This window comes from Vibrio xiamenensis (assembly GCF_900100015.1).
Lineage (GTDB): Bacteria > Pseudomonadota > Gammaproteobacteria > Enterobacterales > Vibrionaceae > Vibrio > Vibrio xiamenensis.
Genome location: NZ_FNDD01000048.1, coordinates 1 through 23,269 on the forward strand (window position 1 = coordinate 1; position 23,269 = coordinate 23,269).

The window sequence follows — 23,269 nt, forward strand, 5'->3', positions numbered from 1 at the left end:
AATCTTGACGGCTCAAAAGCGCTGCTTAAAAAAGCGGGCTTTAAAGACGTCAATGGCGATGGCTTTGTTGAAACACCATCAGGTAAATCGTTTGAGCTTCTGATTCAATCACCAAACGGTTGGACTGACTTTAACAACACAGTGCAACTGGCGGTTGAGCAATTGGCAGAAGCTGGAATTAAAGCCAAAGCGCGTACGCCAGATTTCTCGGTGTACAACCAAGCAATGATGGAAGGCAGTTATGATGTGGCTTACACCAACTACTTCCACGGTGCAGACCCATACACCTACTGGAACAGCGCCTATAACTCAGCGTTGCAAGCTGGTGAAGGTATGCCGCGTTTCGCGATGCACTTCTACAAAAACAATAAGTTAGATGGCTTGCTCAACAGCTTCTACAAAACGGCTGATAAAAAAGAGCAAATGGATATAGCCCACGGTATTCAGCAAATCATCGCTCAGGATCAAGTGACGATTCCAGTGATGTCGGGCGCTTACATGTTCCAATACAACACCACACGCTTTACCGGTTGGTGGAACGAAGAAAATCCAAAAGGCCGTCCGAACATCTGGGCAGGCATTCCTGAGCGTCTACTGCAAGTGCTGGATTTGAAACCAGTTCAGTAACGACGTAAATCGTTGCGGCGTGGCCTACGCGCCGCAACTTATCCCTCAATTTCAACTATTTAAGGTATAGCGCACAACGCTAGGGGGACGCTCACTTTGAATTTGGCAATTTTGAAGTGACCTCAAGCCAGAACCAACAATATCTGGGTGAGTTTAAGGTGTAAGTTATGGGTTATTTTTTTAGACGTCTGTCGTTTTATTTGGTCGCACTTATCGTGGCTGCGACGCTTAATTTTGTTATTCCACGTGCAATGCCCGGCGATCCGGTGACCATGATGTTTGCTAACGCATCGGTTCAGGTCACGCCGGAACGCATTGCGGCAATGAAAGAGTTATTGGGCTTTGTTGATGGCGGTTTGGTTACCCAATACATCGCCTATATGAAAAACATTCTTAGCTGGCAACTCGGCACCTCAATTCAATTCTATCCGCTGTCGGTGAATACGCTGCTGGGTAGTGCGTTTGGTTGGTCGCTGTTTTTAGCGGGCAGTGCGGTGATTTTATCCTTCTCGCTTGGCTCGATTCTCGGCATTTTCGCGGCTTGGAAACGAGGCAGTAAATACGACACCTTTATCACGCCTGGCACGCTGATACTGCAAGCGGTACCGCAAGTGGTCATCGCAATGCTGGCACTGTTTGTATTCGCTATCGGTCTCAAATGGTTCCCAACCGGGTACGCCTACACACCAGGCACCACGCCGGATTGGACCAGCTGGGCATTTATTAAAGATGTTGGCTACCACGCAGTGCTGCCACTGGTGTGCGCCTCGGTGGTTCAGATCGGCGGGTTTCTGGTCAATATGCGTAACAACATGATCAACTTGCTGGCAGAAGATTACATCACCATGGCAAAAGGCAAAGGTCTGAGCGAAAACCGAGTGGTATTTAATTACGCGGCGCGCAATGCGCTGCTGCCGAGCGTCACGGCGCTATCGATGTCACTTGGGATGGCGATTGGCGGTCAGTTAATTGTCGAGATCATCTTTAACTACCCAGGCCTTGGCACAGTGCTGCTAAACGCCATCAACGCACGCGACTACCAAGTGCTGCAAGGTCAGTTGCTGATCATGACGCTGTTTATGCTGTCGTTCAATTTGCTCGCCGACATGCTGTATGTCGTGCTTGACCCGCGTCTGCGCAAAGGAGGCAAATAATCATGCAAGCTCTATTTCAACTCATAATGCGTAATAAGGTTGCGCGTGCAGGCTCTATCATCGTCGGGCTGTTCATTTTTGTCGCCTTAGCCGCGCCATTATTGACCAAGCACGCACCGGATAAACGCACTGGCAATCCACACGAATACCCAAGTTGGATAACTCACGCGGCCAAAACCAACCCAAATGGTTGGGTGGCGACCCACTTAGCTGACGATCGCCGAACGCTAGCGCTATCGAAAAAACAAGATCATATTCTGGGCACTACGCGTATGGGACGCGATGTGTGGTCACAACTCGCCCACGGCGCACGCGTGTCGCTGGCGGTTGGCTTTGGCGCAGGAATCACCGTGTGTTTTCTCGCAACCGTCATCGGTATTTCTGCGGGCTATTTTGGCGGGCGTATCGATGATTTTCTTACCGCCGCGATGAACATCATGCTGGTGATTCCGCAATACCCTTTGCTGTTTGTCCTCGCCGCGTTTATCGGCGAAGCGGGGCCGCTGACCATCGCCATTATCATCGGTTGCACCTCATGGGCTTGGGGCGCGCGCGTGGTGCGCTCACAGACGCTGGCGCTGCGCGAAAAAGAGTTTGTCAAAGCCGCTGAAGTGCTTGGCGAAACCTCGTTTCGAATCATTTTCGTTGAAATTCTACCTAACCTCATTCCGATTGTTGGCGCCAGCTTTATCGGCTCGGTGATGTACGCCATCACCATGGAATCGATCATCTCGTTCCTAGGGCTTGGGGACCCCAATACCATCAGCTGGGGCATCATGCTCTACAACGTGCAAACCTCCTCTTCAATGCTGATCGGCGCCTGGTGGGAACTGCTTGCACCTTGTATCGCACTCACGCTGCTGGTCACTGGCTTGGCGCTGCTTAACTTTGCCGTAGATGAAATTGCCAACCCTCAACTGCGCGCGCAAAAAGGTATGAAGCGCTGGAAAAAGCTCACCGCCCAGCAGCAAAGCAAGCGCCAAGTCGAACCAGCCATCACTACTCACAATGCCATTATTAGCGGGGACAAATAACCATGACGGACGCTCTCATTTCAATCCGCAACTTGTGCGTGGACTACATAACCGACGCAGGCGACGTACGCGCCTGCAGCGACGTGAGTTTTGATATCGCGCCTGGTGAAATCTTTGGTCTCGCTGGCGAGTCTGGTTGCGGTAAGTCTACCGTGGCGTTTTCGCTGATGCGTTTACACAAGCCACCAGCATTCATCACCAGCGGCGAGGTGATTTTTAATGGTGAAGACATACTCCGTTACAGCGAAAGCCAAATGCAGGCGTTTCGCTGGAGTCAAATGTCGATGGTATTTCAAAGTGCCATGAATGCGCTTAATCCGGTGTTGACCATGGAAGAGCAGTTTTGCGATGTGATCATGCGCCACACCAATATGACTCGCGCTCAAGCGAAAAATCGCGCCGAAGGCTTGCTTGAGATCGTCGATATTCATCCGAGCCGTTTAAACGATTACCCGCACCAATTCTCTGGCGGCATGCGCCAACGCTTAGTGATCGCCATCGCGCTAGCGCTTAACCCCAAAATGATCATTATGGATGAACCGACCACTGCTCTGGATGTGGTAGTTCAACGCGAAATCTTGCAAAAGATCTACGCGCTAAAACAAGAGTTTGGCTTTTCGATCCTATTCATCACTCACGATCTGTCGCTGATGGTCGAGTTTTCTGACCGGATCGGCATCATGTATTCCGGTGAACTGATCGAAGTCGCACCATCCAAGCAGATTCTACAAAGCCCTTATCACCCTTACACCAAAGGCTTGGGTAGCTCTTTTCCACCGTTAACGGGGCCGAAAACCAAGCTGACGGGCATTCCCGGTAACCCGTTAAATTTACTCGACATTCCAACTGGATGTCGCTTTCAAGCTCGCTGTGAACGGGTGCATGAAACCTGTACTCAAACCCCAACGCAGCTACGTCAAATCGAGCAAGGGCGCTTTTCCAATTGCCATCTGTATGGCGAACCTATCGTGCACAGTAAGTTGTAATCGCGGATAACAAACTGAATTTTGGAGTTTTTTATGAGTAATCAATACGGTGAGTTACTGATCGAAGGAAAGAATCTGGTCAAAGACTTTCCGATCAATAGCCATTCGCTCAATCAACCTATGATGCGCGCGATCAATGATGTGTCATTCAAAATGTACAAAAGCCGTGGCTTGTCGGTGGTCGGTGAATCGGGTTCGGGTAAATCCACCACAGCGAAAATGATCGCCAAAATGTACGCGCCGAGCGGCGGTGCGATTGAATACAAAGGCCGCGATATCGAAACCATTCGTGGCAAAAAAGATCTGATCAATTACCGTCAAGGCATTCAGATGGTTTGGCAAGATCCGTTTGGTTCGCTTAATCCCACTCACAATATTTTTCATCATATTGCGCGGCCGCTGCTGATCCACAATAAGGTCGCACGCGGTAACAAGAAAGAGCTGCAAGAGCGCGTGCATGAACTGCTTGAACAAGTGGGGCTGATTCCGCCTAAAGAAACCGCCGAAAAATTCCCCCACCAACTATCAGGCGGGCAAAGACAACGGGTCAATTTAGCGCGCAATATTGCCGTCGGTGCCGAAGTGGTATTGGCTGACGAACCCACCTCGATGCTCGACGTATCGATTCGCGCCGGCGTGCTGAATTTGATGGAAGAGATGAAGTTTGAGCGGCAGATGTCGCTGCTTTATATCACGCATGACATCGCCACCGCACGCTACATCGCCGAAGATCTTGCGGTGATGTACGTCGGCCATATGGTGGAATGGGGCGATACTGAGCAAATCATTCACGATCCTCAGCACCCTTACACTCAATTGCTGGTTTCAGCGGTGCCGGATCCGAGTAAATCGATTCATACCAAACTGAAAGGCAACAAAGGTGAGATTCCACTCTGGACGCCAAGCTCAGTCGGCTGCCCATTTGCGGGTCGCTGTGAGCACGCTAGCGAGCAATGTCAGCAGCAGCTTCCCGAGGTCACCAAATTGGCCGACAACCATTTTGTGCGCTGTTACTTGTACCAATAACACTAAGCACCGTTACTCCGCCATTTCCCCCCAGCGCACTGCCCTGCTTTGGTTGAAATGGCGCGTTATTACCTCAATCCGGCATGCAGTGCCGCTTTGAATTGAACAATTTTGGCTGCGGAGACAAGCATGCAGTTACTGATCAATCATCTAGGCTATGAACCTCAAGCGCCAAAGCATGCGATTCTGGTGACCAAGCAGCCACAACTTGACGATACAAAAGTGCGTTTGGTCAATGCCGATAACGGCGAAGTGTTAGCAAGCCTAAACGCGGTTGCTCAGCCAGACGTGGCAAATTGGCAGCGCGGTTACTTCCATCGCATTGATTTTTCCCACTTGACGCAAAGCGGGCAGTTTTATCTTGCTCATGCGAAGACCCACTCACAAGTTTTTGATATCAAAGATCAAAACATGCTCACGACGACCTTTTCCGATCTGCTGCACTACTTTAAATCGCAGCGTTGCAGTGGTGAATTTGAACGCCATGATCGGCAAATCAAACTCTATGATTCACAGCAACGAATTGACGCACGCGGCGGATGGTATGACGCCTCAGGCGATGTGAGTAAGTACTTAAGTCATCTCTCTTACGCCAACTATTTTAACCCTCAACAAATTCCGATGCTGGTGTGGAATCTATTCAAAAGCGCCGAACTGGTGAATGAAAATGACCAGTTTGCGCCGTTTTTACTCAGGCGCCTAAATGAAGAAGCACTGCATGGCGCCGACTTTTTAGTGCGAATGCAAGCGCCGCAAGGCTTCTTCTATATGACGGTGTTTGACCAATGGAGCAAACAGACAGAGCAACGCGAAGTGTGCGCGTATGCTACTCAGCAAGGCATTAAATCCGCAGCTTATCAAGCCGGATTTCGCCAAGGTGGCGGTGTGAGCATAGCCGCACTTGCTCGGGCGGCGCGTGGAAGTGAAGGCGGTGAATACTCCCCTCAGCAATATTTGGACGCCGCCGAGCGTGGCTACCAACATTTACTTGAGCACAATACGGCCTATCTTGACGATGGCATCGAAAACATCATCGATGATTACTGCGCCCTGCTTGCCAGTGTTGAGCTGTATAAAAGCTGCCAGAAACTTGAGTATCTCGACCGCAGCCGTCAATTCGCCCAGCGCTTAGCTGCGCGCCAACAAAGCGACAGCCATATACGCCATTTTTGGGCGGCCAATCACGATGGCTCGCGTCCCTACTTTCATGCTGCTGAAGCTGGGCTGCCTGGCATTGCGTTGTGTGAATACGTTCGTATTGAAACCGATGCCGAGCGCCGCACAGAAATAGTTAAAACCATCACTCAAGCAGCGCAGTTTGAACTGGCGATAAGTGCTGAGGTCAGTAATCCATTTGGCTATCCACGCCAGTACGTAAAAGACCTCGATGGCCCCAAACGCAGCGCGTTTTTTATCGCCCAGCACAATGAAACTGGCTATTGGTGGCAAGGTGAAAATGCGCGCCTTAGCTCACTGGCATGCTTTGCCTATCAATCGGCGCAAGTGATTGACGATAAAAAACTTACTTCCCAACTCGCCGGTTATGCGCAGCAAGCGCTGAACTGGATATTAGGCCTGAATCCGTTTGATATTTGCATGTTAGACGGCCACGGACGCAACAACCCGAATTATTTACCCGAGCTTGGTTTTTGCAACGCCAAAGGCGGGATCTGTAATGGCATTACCGCTGGGTTTTCCGACCCGCACAGCATTGCTTTTAATCCCGAACCTTATGCTAACGATCTACTGCAAAACTGGCGCTGGGGGGAACAATGGATTCCTCATGCGGCGTGGTTTTTACTCGCGGTAAGCCATCACTCACATCATTACCATTCGACGAACGTCGCTTAAGCGAACGCTATTACGACAACACTCCATTATCTGATAGGAAGCACCATGAATTATCGCCTCGACCTGACCGTTCTTTCCGAAACCGACGCTAAACCTGGATGTCGTCTTGCTCTGGCGCTGCATAATCTGAATGACCACGCGCTGCACCACTGGTCGCTCGAATTTCTCTATGACCGTTATATTGAGCCAAGCAGTCTTCAAAACGCCGACATCGAGCAAATTGGCAGTTTTTGCCGTTTGACCCCGCATCAGCCTCTGCTGGCCGACAATGGTCATTTCTACTGCGAACTGTTTGCTCAATCGATGCCAATTCGCTTTTATACTGATGGCTTCAAAGATGCAGCGCTGGTGACCTCGGCAGGTGAACGTTTTGAGGTAGTGATTACTCCCATCGCACTTGCCGCACCATACAGTCAAAAAACGCGATTGCCCAATGTTGAGCAAAGCGAATTCGCCTTGCTGCCGATGCCAAATCATCTTGAGCGCTATGAGGGAGAGCTCGCCTTAAACAAAGTGCATCTGCAATGTCATACGCCACTTGCCGCCAATGCCATCGATTGGCTTAGCGCAGAACTTGCAAACCAATTTAGCTGCCAGCCAAGCACTGAACACGGCGAGCACAGCATTCACTTTAAGCTCAACCCAAGTTTCAACGCTAGCGAGTACCGTTTAAAAGTCACCACGTGCGATATCACCATCGAAGCGCGCGAACGTTGTGGGTTTATTCACGCCAGTGCCACGCTGCTGCAACTGCTTACACACTCTCCAGACAACGCTAAACCGTTATTTGCACCGTGCGTGGTGATTCGCGATCAGCCGCGTTTTCAGTATCGCGGCATGATGCTAGATTGCGCGCGCCATTTTCACTCTGTGGCTCAAGTTAAACGCCTTATCAACCAACTGGCACGTTATAAATTCAATACTTTCCATTGGCACCTCACTGATGACGAAGCGTGGCGAATCGAGATCAAAGCGTTTCCTGAGCTGACCCAAATCGGCGCTAAGCGCGGCCATGGCTGTGAACTGAAGCCGCAATTTAGCCATATCAATGACATTTACCAAGGCTTCTATACCCAAGAGCAGATCAAAGACGTCATCGCTTATGCCGATGCGCGTGGTATCAGTGTGATTCCAGAAATCGATATTCCCGGTCACTCACGGGCCGCTATTTTTTCATTGCCTGAGCTGTTAAAAGATCCAAGCGATCACTCTCGTTATCGTAGCGTACAGCATTACACCGATAACGTGCTGTCTCCGGCGCTGCCCGGCACTTACCAGTTTCTTGATACCGTGTTACAAGAAGTGGCGGCACTGTTTCCCGCGCCGTGGATACACATTGGTGCTGATGAAGTGCCAAAAGGAGTGTGGAGCGATAGCCAAGCGTGCGCTGAATTAATGGCTAAGCACGGTTACGAGCAGCCAAGTGAGTTGCAAGGTCACTTGCTGCGCTACGTAGAAACCAAACTTAAAGCATTGGGCAAACGCATGGTCGGATGGGAAGAAGCGCAACATGGAGACAAGGTCAGCAAGGATACGGTGATCTATTCTTGGCTCAGTGAAGACGCGGCGCTTAAGTGTGCCAAACAAGGCTTTGATGTTATTTTGCAGCCGGGTCAATCAACCTATTTGGATATGAGCCAAGATTTTACGCCTGACGAGCCGGGGGTAAGCTGGGCGAATGTACTGCCACTTGAGAAGTGCTACCACTATGAACCCTTGGCTGAATTGACCGATGACGACCCGATTCGCAAACGAATTCTGGGCATTCAATGTGCGCTATGGTGCGAGTTGGTGGCCAATCAGCAGCAGCTGGATTACATGCTCTACCCGCGCTTAACCGCGATTGCCGAAGCGTGCTGGACCAATAAATCGCAGCGCGACTGGCAAGATTATTTGGCACGCCTAAAAGCCCATCTACCGCATCTTGATCAGCAGGGCATCGCATATCGAGCGCCTTGGCAATAAAACTAATTATTGCAGCATTAACGGTTAGCTCGCGACTTTACACCGCGAGCTAAGCGCCTAAACACACATTAGAATGCCAACACACCTTGCGGCTGCAACGTCACTTCAACCGCTTGCCCCACCGTCAGCGGCTGGTTGGAACTGGCTAATAATTCGCTGCCGCAGGCATGAATAACGTAGCGACAGTGGTCTCCCATAAACTGCTGTTCCATCACCCGAATCGCACTGTCTTCCACCGCTTGCAACTGCAAATGTTGCGGCCTGAGTAACAACTCACAGCTCTGGTTAAGATCTATCGGTTGCTGCGCTTTAGCTGCAATCGTACCTAACTCCGTTTGGTATTCATGTTCCGATACTCGCTTGGCCGGTAAATAGCTGCCACCGCCAAGGAAATCGGCCACGAATTTACTTGAAGGGTGATAGTAAAGCTCGCTGGCAGTGCCATATTGTTCAATTACACCGTGATTCATCACGGCCATGCGATCAGCAAATGCAAACGCTTCTTCGCGGCTGTGGGTAACAAAAATCGCGGTCACGCCTTGCTGCTTAAACAAGCGGCGTATCTCCCCAATCAATTCATGACGCACTTGGGTATCGATATTAGAAAACGGTTCATCAAGTAACAAAAGATCCGGTTTGTAAGCCAGCGAACGAGCAATGGCAACACGCTGCTGCTGACCACCAGAGAGCTGGTGCGGGTACCGTTTTGCAAAGTCCTGCAAATGCACCAAATTCAGCATTTCTTGGACTTTAGCGTCTCGCTCAGCACTACTGAGTTTCGTGAGGCCAAAGGCGATATTTTCCGCCACAGTCAAATGAGGAAACAGCGCATAATCTTGAAAAATCATGCCGATATTGCGCTGCTCCGGTGGCAGCCAATCGCGGCCATCATCAAGCGTTTGTTGACGTAAACTGATGCTGCCTGAGCTTAATGGCAATAAGCCCGCTATCGCTTTGAGCAGCGTGGTTTTTCCGCAGCCACTCGCACCAAGCAAACACACGATTTCGCCTTGTTCAACTTTCAATGACAAGGATTCGAGAATGACTTGCTGATCGTATTTGCAACTCAAATGGTTGATCGACAATGCGCTATTCATCAGTGGGCATGCTCCAAAGAACGGTTAACCAAAACTAACGGTACCAAACCAACCAACACCAAAAGCACCGCAGGCAGTGCGGCAAGCTCCAGTTGCTCATCGGAGGCGAAGTTGTAAACATAGGTAGCCAGAGTTTCAAAATTAAATGGCCGTAGCAGCAGTGACGCATTGAGCTCTTTCATCGACTCAATAAACACCAGCAGCCCAGCAATCAGTGCGCCGCGTTTTACTAGCGGCAAATGCACGCGGCGCAGCATTGAGTTAGGCGTACAACCCATAGTGCGCGACGCCATATCAAGCGAGGGAGACAACTTACTTAAGCTGCTTTCCACACTGCCAATCGCAACCGCCGAGAAACGCACCACCATAGCAAAAATCAGCGCCATCATAGTGCCAGAAAAAATCAGCCCCGGCCTTTGCCATTCCAGCCATTTGGCGATGTCATTGATGGTATGATCCAGCGCGAGCACAGGCACCATAATACCAATCGCTAACACAGTGCCGGGCACGGCATAGCCCATCGACGCCAAACGCATATTGCCTAAGCTCAATTTATTGGGTTGCACGCGCTGACAAAAATTCACCACCAGCGCCACCACCACACTCACCAGCGCCGCCGATAAAGACACATATAAGCTATTGAGTGCGAACTCGCGAAACTCTGCCGTCCAGCTTGTGGCAAAATAATTGATCGCGTAGATAAGCAATTGCCCAACAGGCAATAAAAATGCAACCGCCACCAGCCCCCAACACCAAATCAGCGCCGCGACTTTTTGCCAACCTTTGAGTAGATAACGAAAATCCTCGCGGCTGGTAAATTGGTTTTGAAACAGCTTTTGCTTGCGGCGGCTATAACGCTCAGCGCTGAGTAGCAACAAGATAAACACCAACATAATGGCTGAAATCTTCGCCGCCGCGGTAAGGCTTGAATAGCCAAGCCACGTATCGTAAACCGCAGTGGTGAGCGTATTCACCGCGAAATAACTCACGGTGCCAAAATCTCCGATGGTTTCCATCGCCACCAGCGATAAGCTGACGGCGATCGCCGGACGAACTAAGGGCAACGAGACACGGCGAAAACTTTGCCAAGGGGTGCATTTTAATAGGCGCGCGGATTGCAGCAGCGACACATTTTGCTCCATGAAAGCGGCGCGGCACAGTAAGTAAACATAAGGGTAAAGCACCAGCGCTAGAACGATTGCCGCGCCAGTCAGAGTGCGAATGTCAGGAAACCAATACTGTTTGGCCTGCCAACCGGTGACATCGCGCAGCCAAACTTGAATCGGCCCAGCAAAATCAAACCAATCGGTAAAGATATAGCCGACGATATAACCAGGCATTGCTAACGGCAGAACTAACGCCCATTGCAGAATGCGCTCGCCCGGCAAACGGCACATCGCCATTAACCATGCGCTGGGAATACCAAACACTAAGGTCAGCAGCATGACACCGCCAGTGAGTGCAATGGTATTAAAGGTGTAGGTGGGCATCACTGTCGACATAAGATGCGCAAACAGTTCATCTGTTTCGCCCACTGCGGTGTAAAAAATGGCCACAATCGGCAATACCAACAGTACGGCAAGCACTCCACTGCCAGTTTGCCAAATAAAGTTGTTATCTTTCATGATGTCCTAATTTACAAAGCATAAGCCCAGTAAGTTAACTTACTGGGCTTCGCGTGTCTTGGTTTGCCGCGCAAGAGTTTTAAGCGCTTAACAATTACAGATCAAATTGAACTTCATCAAGAAGTTTAATCGCAGTTTCATGGTGAGCTGCGATTTCATCCAGTGATAGAGTATCCGCTTTAAAGTCGCCCCAAGACGCAACCAATTCTGAACGCTTCACGCCTTGCTTAACCGGGTACTCAAAGTTGATTTCTGCATACATACTCTGTGCTTTATCGCTGGATAAAAATTCCATTAATTTCAAAGCATTTTCGCGATTTGGCGCATATTTGGCCATCGCCATGCCGGAAATGTTAACGTGAGTTCCGGTGCTGTTTTGATTCGGGAAATTGATGTAAACCGATTCAGCCCACGCTTGCTGATCTTTATCCGTCATCATCTTGCCTAAGTAGTAGCTGTTGCCCAGTGACACATCACACAAACCTTCTTTGATCGCCTTTACTTGGCCGCGATCGTTACCTTGAGGTTTACGTGCCAGATTGGCTTTAACGCCTTCAAGCCACTGCTTGGTTGCCGCTTCACCATGATGCGCAATCATCGCAGAAATCAGCGAAATATTATAAGGATGCTTGCCGCTGCGCGTACAGATTTTACCTTTGAATCCAGGCTTGGCTAAATCAAGATAGTCGAAGTCTTGACCAAGTTTACCAACGCGTTCTTTAGAGGAGTAGACAGAGCGGGTACGCGTAGTAAGACCAAACCATTCGTTATCGGTATCTTGATACTGGCTTGGAATATTGGCTTCTAAAATATCGCTATTTACTGGCTGTACCACGCCTTTATCGGTCAGTTCGGAAAGACGAGCAATGTCGACGGTCAACAGTACATCAGCGGGACTGTATTCCCCCTCTTGAACTAGCTTTTCCGCGATACCGGTTTTAGCGAATTTGACGTTGACGCGAATACCGGTTTCACGACTGAATTCATCCAGCATCGGCTCGACCAAAAATGGTTGGCGGTAAGAGTAGACATTCACTTCTTGTGCGGCAAAACTTGACGCGCTAAATAAGCTACAGGCCAGTGCAGAAAGTGGAAAAAGCTTGTTCATCAATCAGTCCTTTACAATTAATAATCATTATCAGCAACAAGATTATAATAGCCCAGCAAGACGAAACAATCTGCTAACAAAAAAAAACCTGCCACGAGGGCAGGTTTTTCGTTTCGTTTTGTAAATCAACGATTATTTAACAGTAACGAACTCTGGGTAAGCACCAACACCACAGTCATGCATATCCATACCTTCCATCTCTTCATCTTCAGAGACGCGGATACCCATAGTTGCTTTCAGAATGCCCCAAACGATCAGGCTTGCAATGAATACCCAGGCGAAGATAACTACAGCACCTAGAAGCTGAGAACCGAAAGATGCATCGCCGTTGCTTAGTGGCACAACCATTAGGCCGAAGAAACCACATACACCGTGAACTGAGATTGCGCCCACTGGATCGTCGATTTTAAGTTTATCAAGACCGATGATTGCAAATACTACAATCGCACCCGCTACTGCGCCGATAGCAACAGAGTATAGTGGGCTTGGTGATAGAGGATCTGCTGTGATAGCAACAAGACCTGCCAACGCACCGTTAAGGATCATAGTTAGGTCTGCTTTACCCCAAGTGGTTTTACACACGAGAAGTGCTGCGATAGAACCTGCTGCTGCTGCTGCGTTAGTGTTTAGGAAGATTTGACCTACTGCCGTTGCGTTCTCGAAGTCAGAAACCATCAATTGAGAACCGCCGTTGAAACCAAACCAACCGAACCATAGGATGAAGGTACCAAGGGTTGCTAGAGGCATGTTTGAACCTGGGATTGGGAAAATCTCACCGTTCTTACCGTATTTGCCTTTACGTGCACCAAGTAGAAGCACGCCAGCTAGTGCTGCTGCTGCACCCGCCATGTGTACGATACCAGAACCTGCGAAGTCGCTGAAACCAGCTGCAGATAGGAAACCGCCGCCCCAAGTCCAGTAACCTTCCATTGGGTAGATAAAACCAGTCAGTACCACAGAGAAAACTAGGAATGCCCACAGTTTCATACGCTCAGCAACTGCACCAGAAACAACAGACATTGCCGTTGCAACGAACACTACTTGGAAGAAGAAGTCAGATTCTAGAGAGTGATCTGCGCCTTCACTTTGAGTGCCGATTAGTGCACCAAATGAAGGAAGCCAGCCACCTTCTGCGTTATCTACGTACATGATGTGGTAGCCCACAACCAAGTACATAGTACAAGCGATTGCATAAAGAACGAAGTTCTTGGTTAGAATTTCAGTGGTGTTCTTTGAACGGACAAGGCCCGCTTCAAGCATGGCAAAACCTGCCGCCATCCACATAACCAACGCACCGGAAATGAGGAAGTAGAAGGTGTCAAGTGCGTAACGTAACTCCGTTACTGTTGTTGCGATTTCCATAGTATTACTCCAATCCTTATTATTCTTTTACAGCGCTTCTGTATCCATTTCACCAGTACGGATACGAACCGCATGGCTCAGATCGTAAACGAAGATTTTACCATCACCGATTTTGCCGGTGTGCGCGGCTTTAGTAATGGCTTCAATAACTCGGTCTACATTCTCAGCTTGAGTCGCGATCTCTAACTTAACTTTTGGTAGAAAATCCACCTGGTACTCTGCACCACGATAAAGCTCGGTGTGGCCCTTTTGACGTCCGAAGCCTTTCACTTCTGATACAGTCATACCTTCGATGCCCACATCAGCTAGTGCTTCGCGAACATCGTCCAATTTAAACGGTTTGATTATGGCGTTAATGAGTTTCATTGCATCCTCTCTGAAGCAGTCATCCTTTTCAGGTAAATAAACAAAACAAGTGTTGTGCCAACTTTTTAACTCATTGATAAATATGAAAATAAATAAATATCACGTCAAATAGCAAAAAGGCTTGCACAAATATTGTGCAAGCCTTTCCCTAAAATAATGCGTATATTTTACTACTCACCAATTCAGTGCACCGATAATTAACCGAATACGAAACGGTGCCACTCATTCAGCATCAATTCAAAATCATGCAATCCACACAAACTAATGCTTTCGCTCTCATAGATAGAAAAATCCTCATCAATAAGTTCATCATCATTCCCATCCATGGCGTTTTGCTTGATTTCGACTTCATCATGCAAAATAAATAGGCTGATCTCGGTTCCAATTAAGCAAAAAGATTGCCCTGGCGCACGCTTGGCTTTTTCAATTAAATCAAAAACCTCATTGAGCTTAACGCGATCTTTATTGATCTCTTCTTGCAGCCATCTGCCGAGAACTTCGTGCCCCATCGAAAAAGCACAATAATAACTACCGTCTAAGGTGTTCTTCTTAAATTCATAGTCCATGGTGATTCCAATTGACTGATCGCTATAGCGTGATTATTTATCCCTGTTATTATCCTTGATTCGGCCCGCACACTCCACACACAAATCATGCAGTTAAACGAAGTGATCGCCAGACAGATCGTCGAGCGCGCAATGAAAATTATCCACTACTCCATAAATGTGATGGATGAGAAAGGCAGGATCATCGGTTCGGGCGATCCCAACCGCTTGTACCAGCAGCACGAAGGCGCGATTCTGGCGCTCAATGATAACCGTGTTGTGGACATTGATATCGCCACCGCAGAGAATCTCAAAGGCGTCAAACCTGGCATCAACTTACCGATTCATTATCAGAACCAACCCATTGGTGTGGTTGGTATTTCTGGCGAACCCAATGAAGTGCGTTATTATGGTGAGCTGGTCAAAATGACCGCAGAGCTTATCGTCGAACAAGCCGATATGATGTCCAAGATTCAGTGGAATAAGCGCCATAGAGAAGAACTACTACTTCAGTTGATCAAAGGATCGTCGCTCAACGAAGACCAGCTAAATTCGATTGCTCAGCGCCTCAATCTCGACCTTAGCCAGCCCCGTATCGCGGCCGTGGTTAAGGTTTTCCCCAAAAAGGGGCATGTGGTGACCTTGGAGCACCTGCAACGCACTGTACATTTGCTTGAATACCCCGAAAGAGACAACTTAGTGGGTATTTTGTCGGTGTCCGCCAATGAAGTGGTGGTATTAAAACCGATCACGTTGACGGCTCAAGGCTGGTCGTGGCAGAGCGAAGCAAAGCGCACTCAGCAACTGCTAAAACGGGTCAAGCAAGAGCCGCAATTTTCGATAAAAATTGCTCTTGGGGAGTATTTCCCTTCACTATCCGGGTTATCGCAATCCTTTGAAACCGCTAAATTAACTCTCAAACATACCGTCAATCACTCCGGCAGTATGTTCTTCTATCAAGACTACAAGTTACCGGTGCTATTAAGTGGTATTCGTTACCATTCATGGCAATCGGATCTGCTGCGTAAGCCGATGGAAAAACTGCACCAACACGACAAAAAAGGCGTGCTGCTAAAAACCTTATGCGTATATTTTTCACAAAATTGCGACTTGCATCAAACTAGTGCGTTGCTGCATATTCACCGTAATACCCTGCGCTACCGTCTTGAACAAATAGAAACCATAACCTCTCTAAGTTTCAATAAGTTAGATGAAAAAACCTTGTTATATTTAGCCAGTAATTTCTACTAACCAAATGCCAAGTGTTGTTCAACTGCACAATAAACTCAGCTTTGCGGTGGTATTTTTTTGTTCAATATAACAAAGATGCAATCATGCACTTTCCATATAGTAACCAGTGCATAAAAACACCCACTAATATTATGGAATTGGAACATGGTTGAAGTCTCTACATTAGGTGCATTAGCGGCATTAGTCGTAGCTATCGTACTGATTTTGAAAAAAGTCCCACCAGCATATGGCATGATTCTCGGTGCTCTGGTTGGCGGTGTCATTGGCGGTGTCTCACTCACTGAAACCGTCGGATTAATGATTGGCGGCGCGCAAGGTATTGTCACTGCTGTACTGCGTATCTTGGCTGCAGGCGTGCTCGCAGGCGTATTGATTGAATCTGGTGCAGCGACCTCGATTGCTGAAACCATTGTTAAAAAGGTGGGCGAAACCCGCGCTTTGTTAGCGCTGGCTTTAGCGACAATGATTCTAACTGCGGTCGGCGTGTTTGTAGACGTTGCCGTGATCACCGTATCGCCAATTGCCCTTGCGATTGCGCGCCGCGCAGACCTATCAAAAATGGCGATTTTGCTGGCGATGATCGGTGGTGGTAAAGCGGGTAACGTCATGTCACCAAACCCAAATGCGATTGCCGCAGCAGACGCCTTCCATGTTCCCCTAACCTCAGTAATGGCAGCCGGCATTATTCCAGGCTTGTGCGGGCTAGTATTTGCGTATTTTATTGCCAAAAAACTGGTGAACCGTGGTTCTAAAGTCGCTGAGCACGAAGTGGTTTCGGTTGATCACAGCCAGTTGCCCGGTTTTGGTGCTGCCATTGTGGCGCCTTTGATTGCGATTGCCTTACTTGCCCTGCGTCCGATTGCCAACTTCAATGTTGACCCGCTAATTGCCCTGCCACTAGGTGGCCTCGTCGGTGCCTTAGTGATGGGACGTTTTCGTGACACCAACCACTTTGCAGTTTCCGGTTTAAGCCGCATGGCGCCTGTTGCTGTGATGCTTTTAGGCACAGGTACCTTAGCGGGCATCATCGCTCACTCAGGTCTGAAAGGTGGATTAATTGATGTGCTTACCGCTTCTGGCTTGCCTTCCTATCTTCTCGCGCCAATTTCTGGTGCAATGATGTCTTTGGCAACAGCGTCGACCACTGCAGGTACTGCGGTCGCCTCAAACGTATTTAGCCACACCATTCTTGAACTTGGCGTTCCAGCCCTTGCTGGCGCGGCAATGATTCACTCAGGCGCGACCGTTCTTGACCATATGCCACACGGGAGTTTCTTCCACGCCACTGGCGGTGCGGTACACATGGACATTCGTGAACGTCTTAAATTGATCCCGTACGAATCCGCGGTTGGTTTGATGATTGCTTTCGTATCCGTAATGATATTCGGCGTATTCGGCTTTTTCGTCTAGCGGGACTTTAGGAGAAACAAATTATGAAAATTGTCATTGCGCCAGACTCGTTTAAAGAGAGTCTTACAGCGATGGAAGTTGCCCAGGCGATAGAGAAAGGCTTTCGCCAAGTGCTGCCTAACGCACAATACATCAAACTGCCAATGGCTGATGGTGGAGAAGGTACGGTGCAATCTTTGGTCGATGCCACTTCCGGCTCTATCATTGCAGTGCCAGTCACGGCCCCACTGGGTAACCAAGTTGATGGCTTCTTCGGTTTGCTTGGCGATGGCGAAACCGCGGTAATCGAAATGGCGGCGGCATCAGGTTTGCACTTGGTGCCAAGTGAGCAAAGAAACCCGCTTATCACCAGCAGCTTTGGCACTGGTGAATTGATCAAAGCCGTTCTCGATCGCGGCGTTAAGCACATCATCATGGGAATTGGCGGCAGCGCCACCAATGATGCTGGCCTTGGCATGGCGCAAGCTTTGGGCATCAAAATGCTTGATGAAAACGGCGAGCAACTCGGTGCTGGCGGCGGTGAGCTTAGCAAATTGGCCCACATTGATGTCTCTGGTTTAGATCCTCGCCTTGCTGATGTGAGTTTAGAAATCGCCTGTGACGTCGACAACCCGTTGTGCGGCCCTAAAGGCGCATCACACGTGTTCGGCCCGCAAAAAGGCGCAACACCTGAGATGGTTAAGCAATTGGACGCCAACTTGGCGCACTTTGCCAAAGTGCTGACATCAGACTTAGACCAACAAGTTGAGCATCTGCCGGGCGCTGGTGCAGCTGGCGGTATTGGCGCAGCGTTTGTCGCACTCCTTGGTGCCAAGTTGCGCCCTGGAATTGAAATTGTGATGGATGCGGTCAGCTTTGATGATGTTATCGCCGACGCGGATTTAGTGATCACTGGCGAAGGGCGAATCGATAGCCAAACCATTCACGGTAAAACCCCGATTGGCGTGGCGCGCAAAGCTAAAAACCATGCACTACCTGTGATTGGTATTTCTGGCTGCCTGACCAACGATTGTGGCGTCGTCCACGAGCACGGTATTGACGCAGTGTTTGCTGTGGTCAACAGCTCGGTGAGCTTAGAAACTGCGCTCAAAGAAGCGGCGGTGAATATCGAGCTCACTGCACGCAACGTCGCAGCGTTATATCAAATTCACGCTTAAAAAATTTAAATCTCCACAACGAAAAAAGCCGCTCAGCAGTACCGAGCGGCTTTTCTTTTATTACGCGTTAAGCGATTGCGTATTACGCAGGCTCTTGGAAAATCACCTGTTGCGCTTTCTCAACGTAATTACCCATCAAGTGGAAGTTCAAGTAACGGTAAGTATCTGCAGCCGTTGCATCAATTTGCTCTGCGTATTGCAAGTACTCTTCTTTAGTCGGAATACGACCAAGAATCGCACCCACCGCAGAAAGCTCTGCTGAGGCCAAGAATACGTTCGCACCATTACCTAAACGGTTCGGGAAGTTACGCGTTGAAGTAGACATGACCGTCGACTTCTCAGCCACACGTGCTTGGTTACCCATACACAGTGAACATCCTGGTGTTTCAATACGTACCCCTGCACGACCAAAGATGCCGTAGTAGCCTTCTTCAATCAGCTGGTCTTTATCCATCTTAGTTGGCGGAGCCACCCAAAGACGAGTTTCAAGCTGACCATTGTACTTATCAAGCAACTTACCGGCAGCGCGGAAGTGGCCGATGTTGGTCATACATGAACCGATGAACACTTCATCAATCGCAGTACCTTGAACATCCGACAACAAACGAGCGTCATCTGGATCGTTTGGCGCACAAAGAATTGGCTCATCAATTTCCGCCAAATCAATTTCGATAACGTGCGCGTATTCCGCGTCTTTGTCTGCTGACATCAATTCTGGATTCGCCAGCCACTCTTCCATTGCTGTCACGCGGCGCTCGATGGTACGGCGATCGCCATAACCTTCAGAGATCATCCACTTAAGCATGGTGATGTTAGAGTTTAGGTATTCAGAAATCGACTCTTTCGACAGTTTCACGGTACAGCCAGCAGCAGAGCGCTCAGCCGATGCATCAGAAAGCTCAAACGCTTGCTCAACAGTTAAGTGCTCAAGACCTTCGATTTCTAGTACGCGACCAGAGAATTCGTTGATCTTACCGGCTTTCTCAACCGTTAACAGACCTTGCTTAATGCCGTAGTAAGGGATCGCGTGTACCAAATCACGTAGCGTGATACCCGGTTTCATCTTACCTTTAAAACGAACCAACACAGATTCAGGCATATCAAGTGGCATCACACCGGTTGCAGCAGCAAACGCCACCAAACCAGAACCTGCCGGGAAGGAAATACCCAGAGGGAAACGAGTATGCGAGTCACCACCAGTACCGACAGTATCAGGTAGCAACATGCGGTTTAGCCACGAGTGAATGATACCGTCACCTGGGCGCAGTGATACGCCGCCGCGGTTCATGATGAAATCAGGCAGAGTGTGGTGAGTGTTGACGTCAACTGGTTTTGGATACGCCGAGGTATGACAAAACGACTGCATCACGAGATCGGCCGAGAAGCCAAGACACGCTAAATCTTTAAGCTCATCACGAGTCATAGGGCCAGTGGTATCTTGCGAACCAACGGTAGTCATTTTCGGTTCACAGTAAGTGCCTGGGCGAATACCTTCTACACCACACGCTTTACCGACCATTTTCTGAGCCAGGGTAAAGCCTTTACCAGAATCAGCAACAGGAACCGGTTTAGAGAACACATCGCTTGGCGCAAGACCTAACGCTTCGCGCGCTTTGTCAGTCAGACCACGACCGATGATAAGAGGAATACGGCCACCGGCACGCACTTCATCAAGCAGAACATCGGTTTTCAGTTTGAATTCTGCCAACACTTCATCGGTGCCGTGAACGCAGACTTTGCCTTGGTATGGGTAGACATCAATCACATCACCCATGTTCATTTTCGAAACATCAAGTTCGATTGGCAAAGCGCCCGCATCTTCCATGGTGTTGTAGAAAATTGGCGCTATTTTGCCGCCAAGGACAAAACCACCAGCGCGTTTGTTTGGCACGAATGGAATGTCATCGCCCATAAACCAAAGCACTGAGTTGGTTGCCGATTTACGTGATGAACCGGTACCAACAACGTCACCAACGTAAACCAATTGGTGGCCTTTCTCTTTTAGCGCTTCAATTTGTTTGATTGGACCAATGGTTCCTGGCTGATCCGGCTCAATGCCTTCACGCTCGTTTTTGAGCATGGCTAACGCATGCACTGGAATATCAGGGCGAGACCATGCATCAGGTGCTGGGGAGAGATCATCGGTGTTGGTTTCACCAGTAACTTTAAACACCGTCAGAGTGACTTTGTCATCCAGTTTTGGCTTTTTCAGGAACCATTCGGCATCTGCCCAAGATTGGAGAATGGTTTTAGCATATTCATTGCCATTTTTGGCTTTTTCTTCAACGTCGTAGAAAGCATCAAACATCAATAGTGTATGAGACAGCGCTTTCACTGCGATAGGGGCAAGTTGCTCGTCTTCAAGCAAAGAAACTAGAGGTTCAATATTGTAACCGCCCTGCATGGTACCAAGCAGTTGGGCAGCTTTTTCGCGACTGACTAGAGGAGATTCGACTTCACCTTTCGCCACTGCAGTTAAAAAACCAGCTTTTACGTAAGCGGCTTCATCAACACCAGGTGGGATTCGGTTTTCCAGTAGGTCAAGAATAAATTCTTCTTCACCTTGAGGGGGATTTTTCAGAAGTTCAACCAGACCAGCAGTTTGTTCTGCATCTAGTGGTTTAGGGACGACTCCTTCGGCAGCACGCTCTGCGACGTGTTTACGGTAGGCTTCAAGCACGACTTTTTCCTCTCATTGCGGTTCCTCCTGTATTTTTTTAAAAATGAGGAGTGAACATCCTTGGAAACTTGGCTCCCTTTCGCCTTTTTATCACTCATTTTTGACTGAGAAACAGCGCCAGAGAGGCCAAACTGTGGAACGGAGAATAGCAAATTTAACTAAAAATTAAAATCTCATCATTTTGACCAACATAGCAACTTGGGACAAAAATTGATGAATATGACTGTTTTATCCTATGTCTTGAACCAGTGCACTATTTAAAGGTAGTACCTAAGATCAAGTACACAGAATTATATCCCTGCTCGGTATGACCATAACTGAGCATAATCGGCCCAAGTGGCGAATCAATGCCGGTAAAAACCGAGCCTGCGACATACAAAGGCAACTCATCGAGATGCAAGTCTTGATCAGACCATACACCACCATACTCCAACGACGCGCCGAGATAAAACGGCGATGTAAACAAGCCAAAATCATTATCAAACCAGCGATAACGATACACCAAACTGGTAAAGGCTTTGTTTTGACCAACCAAGCTATTACGCGGCACACCGGATAAATTTAAAAAACCACCAATTTCTTTAGGATCAATCGGTACCGTTTGGTTTTTATTGCTCACCAGTTCGATATCGGTATTCGCCATCAGAGTATGCCGCTCACTGGTAACCGCGCCGATAAATTTGGCCTGAAACTCATGCGAAGTATCAGAGCCCGACACGATATCCAACTGCAGTTGCTCGTCGTTAATCTTATCGTGCGAGGCCACGTACTCGAGGTTCAAATATGCACCGTGAGTTGGCAAACTGTAATTATCTAGCGAATCAATTCGATAGTTAATAAACGCGCCAATGCTATGAAAGTTTATCTCACCATAAGCTGGCAAAGTTGAGAAATTACCAATTCCGTTGGTATAACGCGCACCAATCTTAAGTTCTCGCCACAATGATGGCTGATAGCCCATCGCGATTTCGGCTCTCCAGCGCTTGTAATTGACCGGTAAAAAGTTATCAATGGCGTGCAAATTGGTATCACCATAGCCATCAACTGGCGCACTACGCTGCTCGTCTGAATATGAGACACCAAAGGTGGTAAACGCCTCTTCATGCGAGAAAAATGGCGAATACAGCTGCGCTTCAAGCAGCTTATCAGTCCCCATTTCAAGGTTGGTACGCAATTCGGCGCCATGCTGATTTAAGTCCGTGAAGTTGAGTGTCATGCCCAATGAATATTGGCTTTCGGTATCAAAGTCATCTTCAAGGAAGAAACGAAAATTGAGGTAGTTTGGCCCCCAAGATTTTTCGTTCACATCGACGATCAAGGTATCTTCACCATCGATATCTTGGTAGCGATAGTTAATCAACTCAAAACGATCCAGTGCGTAGAGATCTTGCACTCGCTGCTCGAGATCTTCGGAATCATAAGTCTTGCCAGCTTCAAGGTTGAGTTTGTTCTGCAAAATACGATCGCTGTAGTGAGTTTTATTGTTGATCACTACTTTGTCGACTTTGGTCTGCGATCCATAGTGCAAAGACTTGCGCACTTCCTCTTTATGATCCACATAACGCTGATAATCCGCTTGCGACAGCGCTAACTTGGCCAACTGCTTTTTCATCGCCATGACCGCGCCGTAGCCTTTCACATACGCTTCGGGCATTTTCTGGAATTCGGTGGTTTCCATATCGCCGACTTCAGGGCGAATCAGATAATCGCTATCGGTCAGAGTATCAGCTTGCTCTTTGGTGCTGCGACGCACCAGATAATTCGACAACTGCTCACCAACGGTAAACAGGGTTTTAAAATCGTCTTCGGTTTTGTAATCGGTACTGATATCAACAGCGATTACCACGTCGGCGCCCATTTTACGCGCAATGTCGACCGGCATATTGTTAATCACGCCGCCATCAACCAATAAGCGCCCATTAAGGTGGTATGGCGGCAAAGCGCCTGGCACCGACATACTCGCCATCATCGCATCGATAAGGTTTCCTTTGTCGAGCACCACAGGTTCTAGCTTGACGATATCGG

18 protein-coding genes are annotated in these 23,269 nt (G+C 48.6%); 10 read left to right on the forward strand and 8 right to left on the reverse strand.

What is annotated here, in order from left to right:
• The 7 genes from BLS03_RS23960 to BLS03_RS23990 all read left to right on the forward strand — a co-directional run.
• Positions 1-627, forward strand: a 627-nt coding sequence (locus BLS03_RS23960) for an ABC transporter substrate-binding protein (RefSeq protein ID WP_245696798.1), incomplete at its 5' end; no start/stop codon positions are given.
• 167 nt (positions 628-794) lie between these two features.
• Entirely contained in the window at positions 795-1,781 is a 987-nt protein-coding gene (locus tag BLS03_RS23965; protein ID WP_093273646.1) for an ABC transporter permease, read from the forward strand.
• Between the two features lie 2 nt (positions 1,782-1,783).
• Entirely contained in the window at positions 1,784-2,815 is a 1,032-nt protein-coding gene (locus tag BLS03_RS23970) for an ABC transporter permease (protein ID WP_093273642.1), read from the forward strand.
• Between the two features lie 2 nt (positions 2,816-2,817).
• Complete coding sequence (locus BLS03_RS23975; RefSeq protein WP_093273639.1) at positions 2,818-3,801, forward strand: ABC transporter ATP-binding protein; 984 nt, start codon at positions 2,818-2,820, stop codon at positions 3,799-3,801.
• 33 nt (positions 3,802-3,834) lie between these two features.
• On the forward strand, positions 3,835-4,827 hold the full coding sequence (locus BLS03_RS23980; RefSeq protein WP_093273637.1) for an ABC transporter ATP-binding protein: 993 nt from the start codon (positions 3,835-3,837) through the stop codon (positions 4,825-4,827).
• A gap of 129 nt (positions 4,828-4,956) precedes the next feature.
• Positions 4,957-6,678 (forward strand): glycoside hydrolase family 9 protein, encoded by a 1,722-nt coding sequence (locus tag BLS03_RS23985; protein WP_093273633.1) that lies wholly within the window; start codon positions 4,957-4,959, stop codon positions 6,676-6,678.
• Between the two features lie 45 nt (positions 6,679-6,723).
• Complete coding sequence (locus tag BLS03_RS23990; RefSeq protein WP_093279387.1) at positions 6,724-8,643, forward strand: beta-N-acetylhexosaminidase; 1,920 nt, start codon at positions 6,724-6,726, stop codon at positions 8,641-8,643.
• Between the two features lie 68 nt (positions 8,644-8,711).
• On the opposite strand, the gene BLS03_RS23995 is transcribed toward BLS03_RS23990, so the two are convergent.
• From BLS03_RS23995 to BLS03_RS24020, 6 genes are all read right to left on the reverse strand, one after another.
• On the reverse strand, positions 8,712-9,740 hold the full coding sequence (locus tag BLS03_RS23995) for an ABC transporter ATP-binding protein (protein WP_093279388.1): 1,029 nt from the start codon (positions 9,738-9,740) through the stop codon (positions 8,712-8,714).
• Positions 9,740-11,365 (reverse strand): ABC transporter permease, encoded by a 1,626-nt coding sequence (locus tag BLS03_RS24000; RefSeq protein ID WP_093279389.1) that lies wholly within the window; start codon positions 11,363-11,365, stop codon positions 9,740-9,742. Before BLS03_RS24000 ends, BLS03_RS23995 begins: the two co-directional genes overlap by 1 nt.
• Positions 11,366-11,459: 94 nt before the next feature.
• Entirely contained in the window at positions 11,460-12,473 is a 1,014-nt protein-coding gene (locus BLS03_RS24005; protein WP_093274599.1) for a Fe(3+) ABC transporter substrate-binding protein, read from the reverse strand.
• A 132-nt stretch (positions 12,474-12,605) separates the two neighbouring features.
• Positions 12,606-13,835, reverse strand: a complete 1,230-nt coding sequence (locus BLS03_RS24010; protein WP_093274604.1) for an ammonium transporter — start codon at positions 13,833-13,835, stop codon at positions 12,606-12,608.
• A 27-nt stretch (positions 13,836-13,862) separates the two neighbouring features.
• Entirely contained in the window at positions 13,863-14,201 is a 339-nt protein-coding gene (glnK, locus tag BLS03_RS24015; protein ID WP_093274608.1) for a P-II family nitrogen regulator, read from the reverse strand.
• A gap of 197 nt (positions 14,202-14,398) precedes the next feature.
• Positions 14,399-14,767: a YacL family protein gene (locus tag BLS03_RS24020; protein WP_093274610.1), complete on the reverse strand. Its 369-nt coding sequence runs from the start codon at positions 14,765-14,767 to the stop codon at positions 14,399-14,401.
• A gap of 87 nt (positions 14,768-14,854) precedes the next feature.
• Between BLS03_RS24020 and BLS03_RS24025 the strand changes: the two genes are divergently transcribed.
• The 3 genes from BLS03_RS24025 (at position 14,855) to BLS03_RS24035 (ending at position 18,564) form a co-directional block, all read left to right on the forward strand.
• Positions 14,855-15,997, forward strand: a complete 1,143-nt coding sequence (locus tag BLS03_RS24025; protein ID WP_093274613.1) for a sugar diacid recognition domain-containing protein — start codon at positions 14,855-14,857, stop codon at positions 15,995-15,997.
• Between the two features lie 144 nt (positions 15,998-16,141).
• Positions 16,142-17,407 (forward strand): GntP family permease, encoded by a 1,266-nt coding sequence (locus tag BLS03_RS24030; protein WP_093274615.1) that lies wholly within the window; start codon positions 16,142-16,144, stop codon positions 17,405-17,407.
• A 23-nt stretch (positions 17,408-17,430) separates the two neighbouring features.
• A complete protein-coding gene (locus BLS03_RS24035; RefSeq protein ID WP_093274617.1) occupies positions 17,431-18,564 on the forward strand; it encodes a glycerate kinase in 1,134 nt (377 codons plus the stop codon).
• An 82-nt stretch (positions 18,565-18,646) separates the two neighbouring features.
• Here the strand turns inward: BLS03_RS24035 and acnB are convergent, their stop codons facing one another.
• Both acnB and BLS03_RS24045 read right to left on the reverse strand, forming a co-directional pair.
• A complete protein-coding gene (gene acnB, locus BLS03_RS24040) occupies positions 18,647-21,244 on the reverse strand; it encodes a bifunctional aconitate hydratase 2/2-methylisocitrate dehydratase (protein ID WP_093274620.1) in 2,598 nt (865 codons plus the stop codon).
• 253 nt (positions 21,245-21,497) lie between these two features.
• Positions 21,498-23,269 (reverse strand): patatin-like phospholipase family protein (locus BLS03_RS24045; RefSeq protein WP_093279390.1); only part of this gene is annotated, 1,772 nt, incomplete at its 5' end.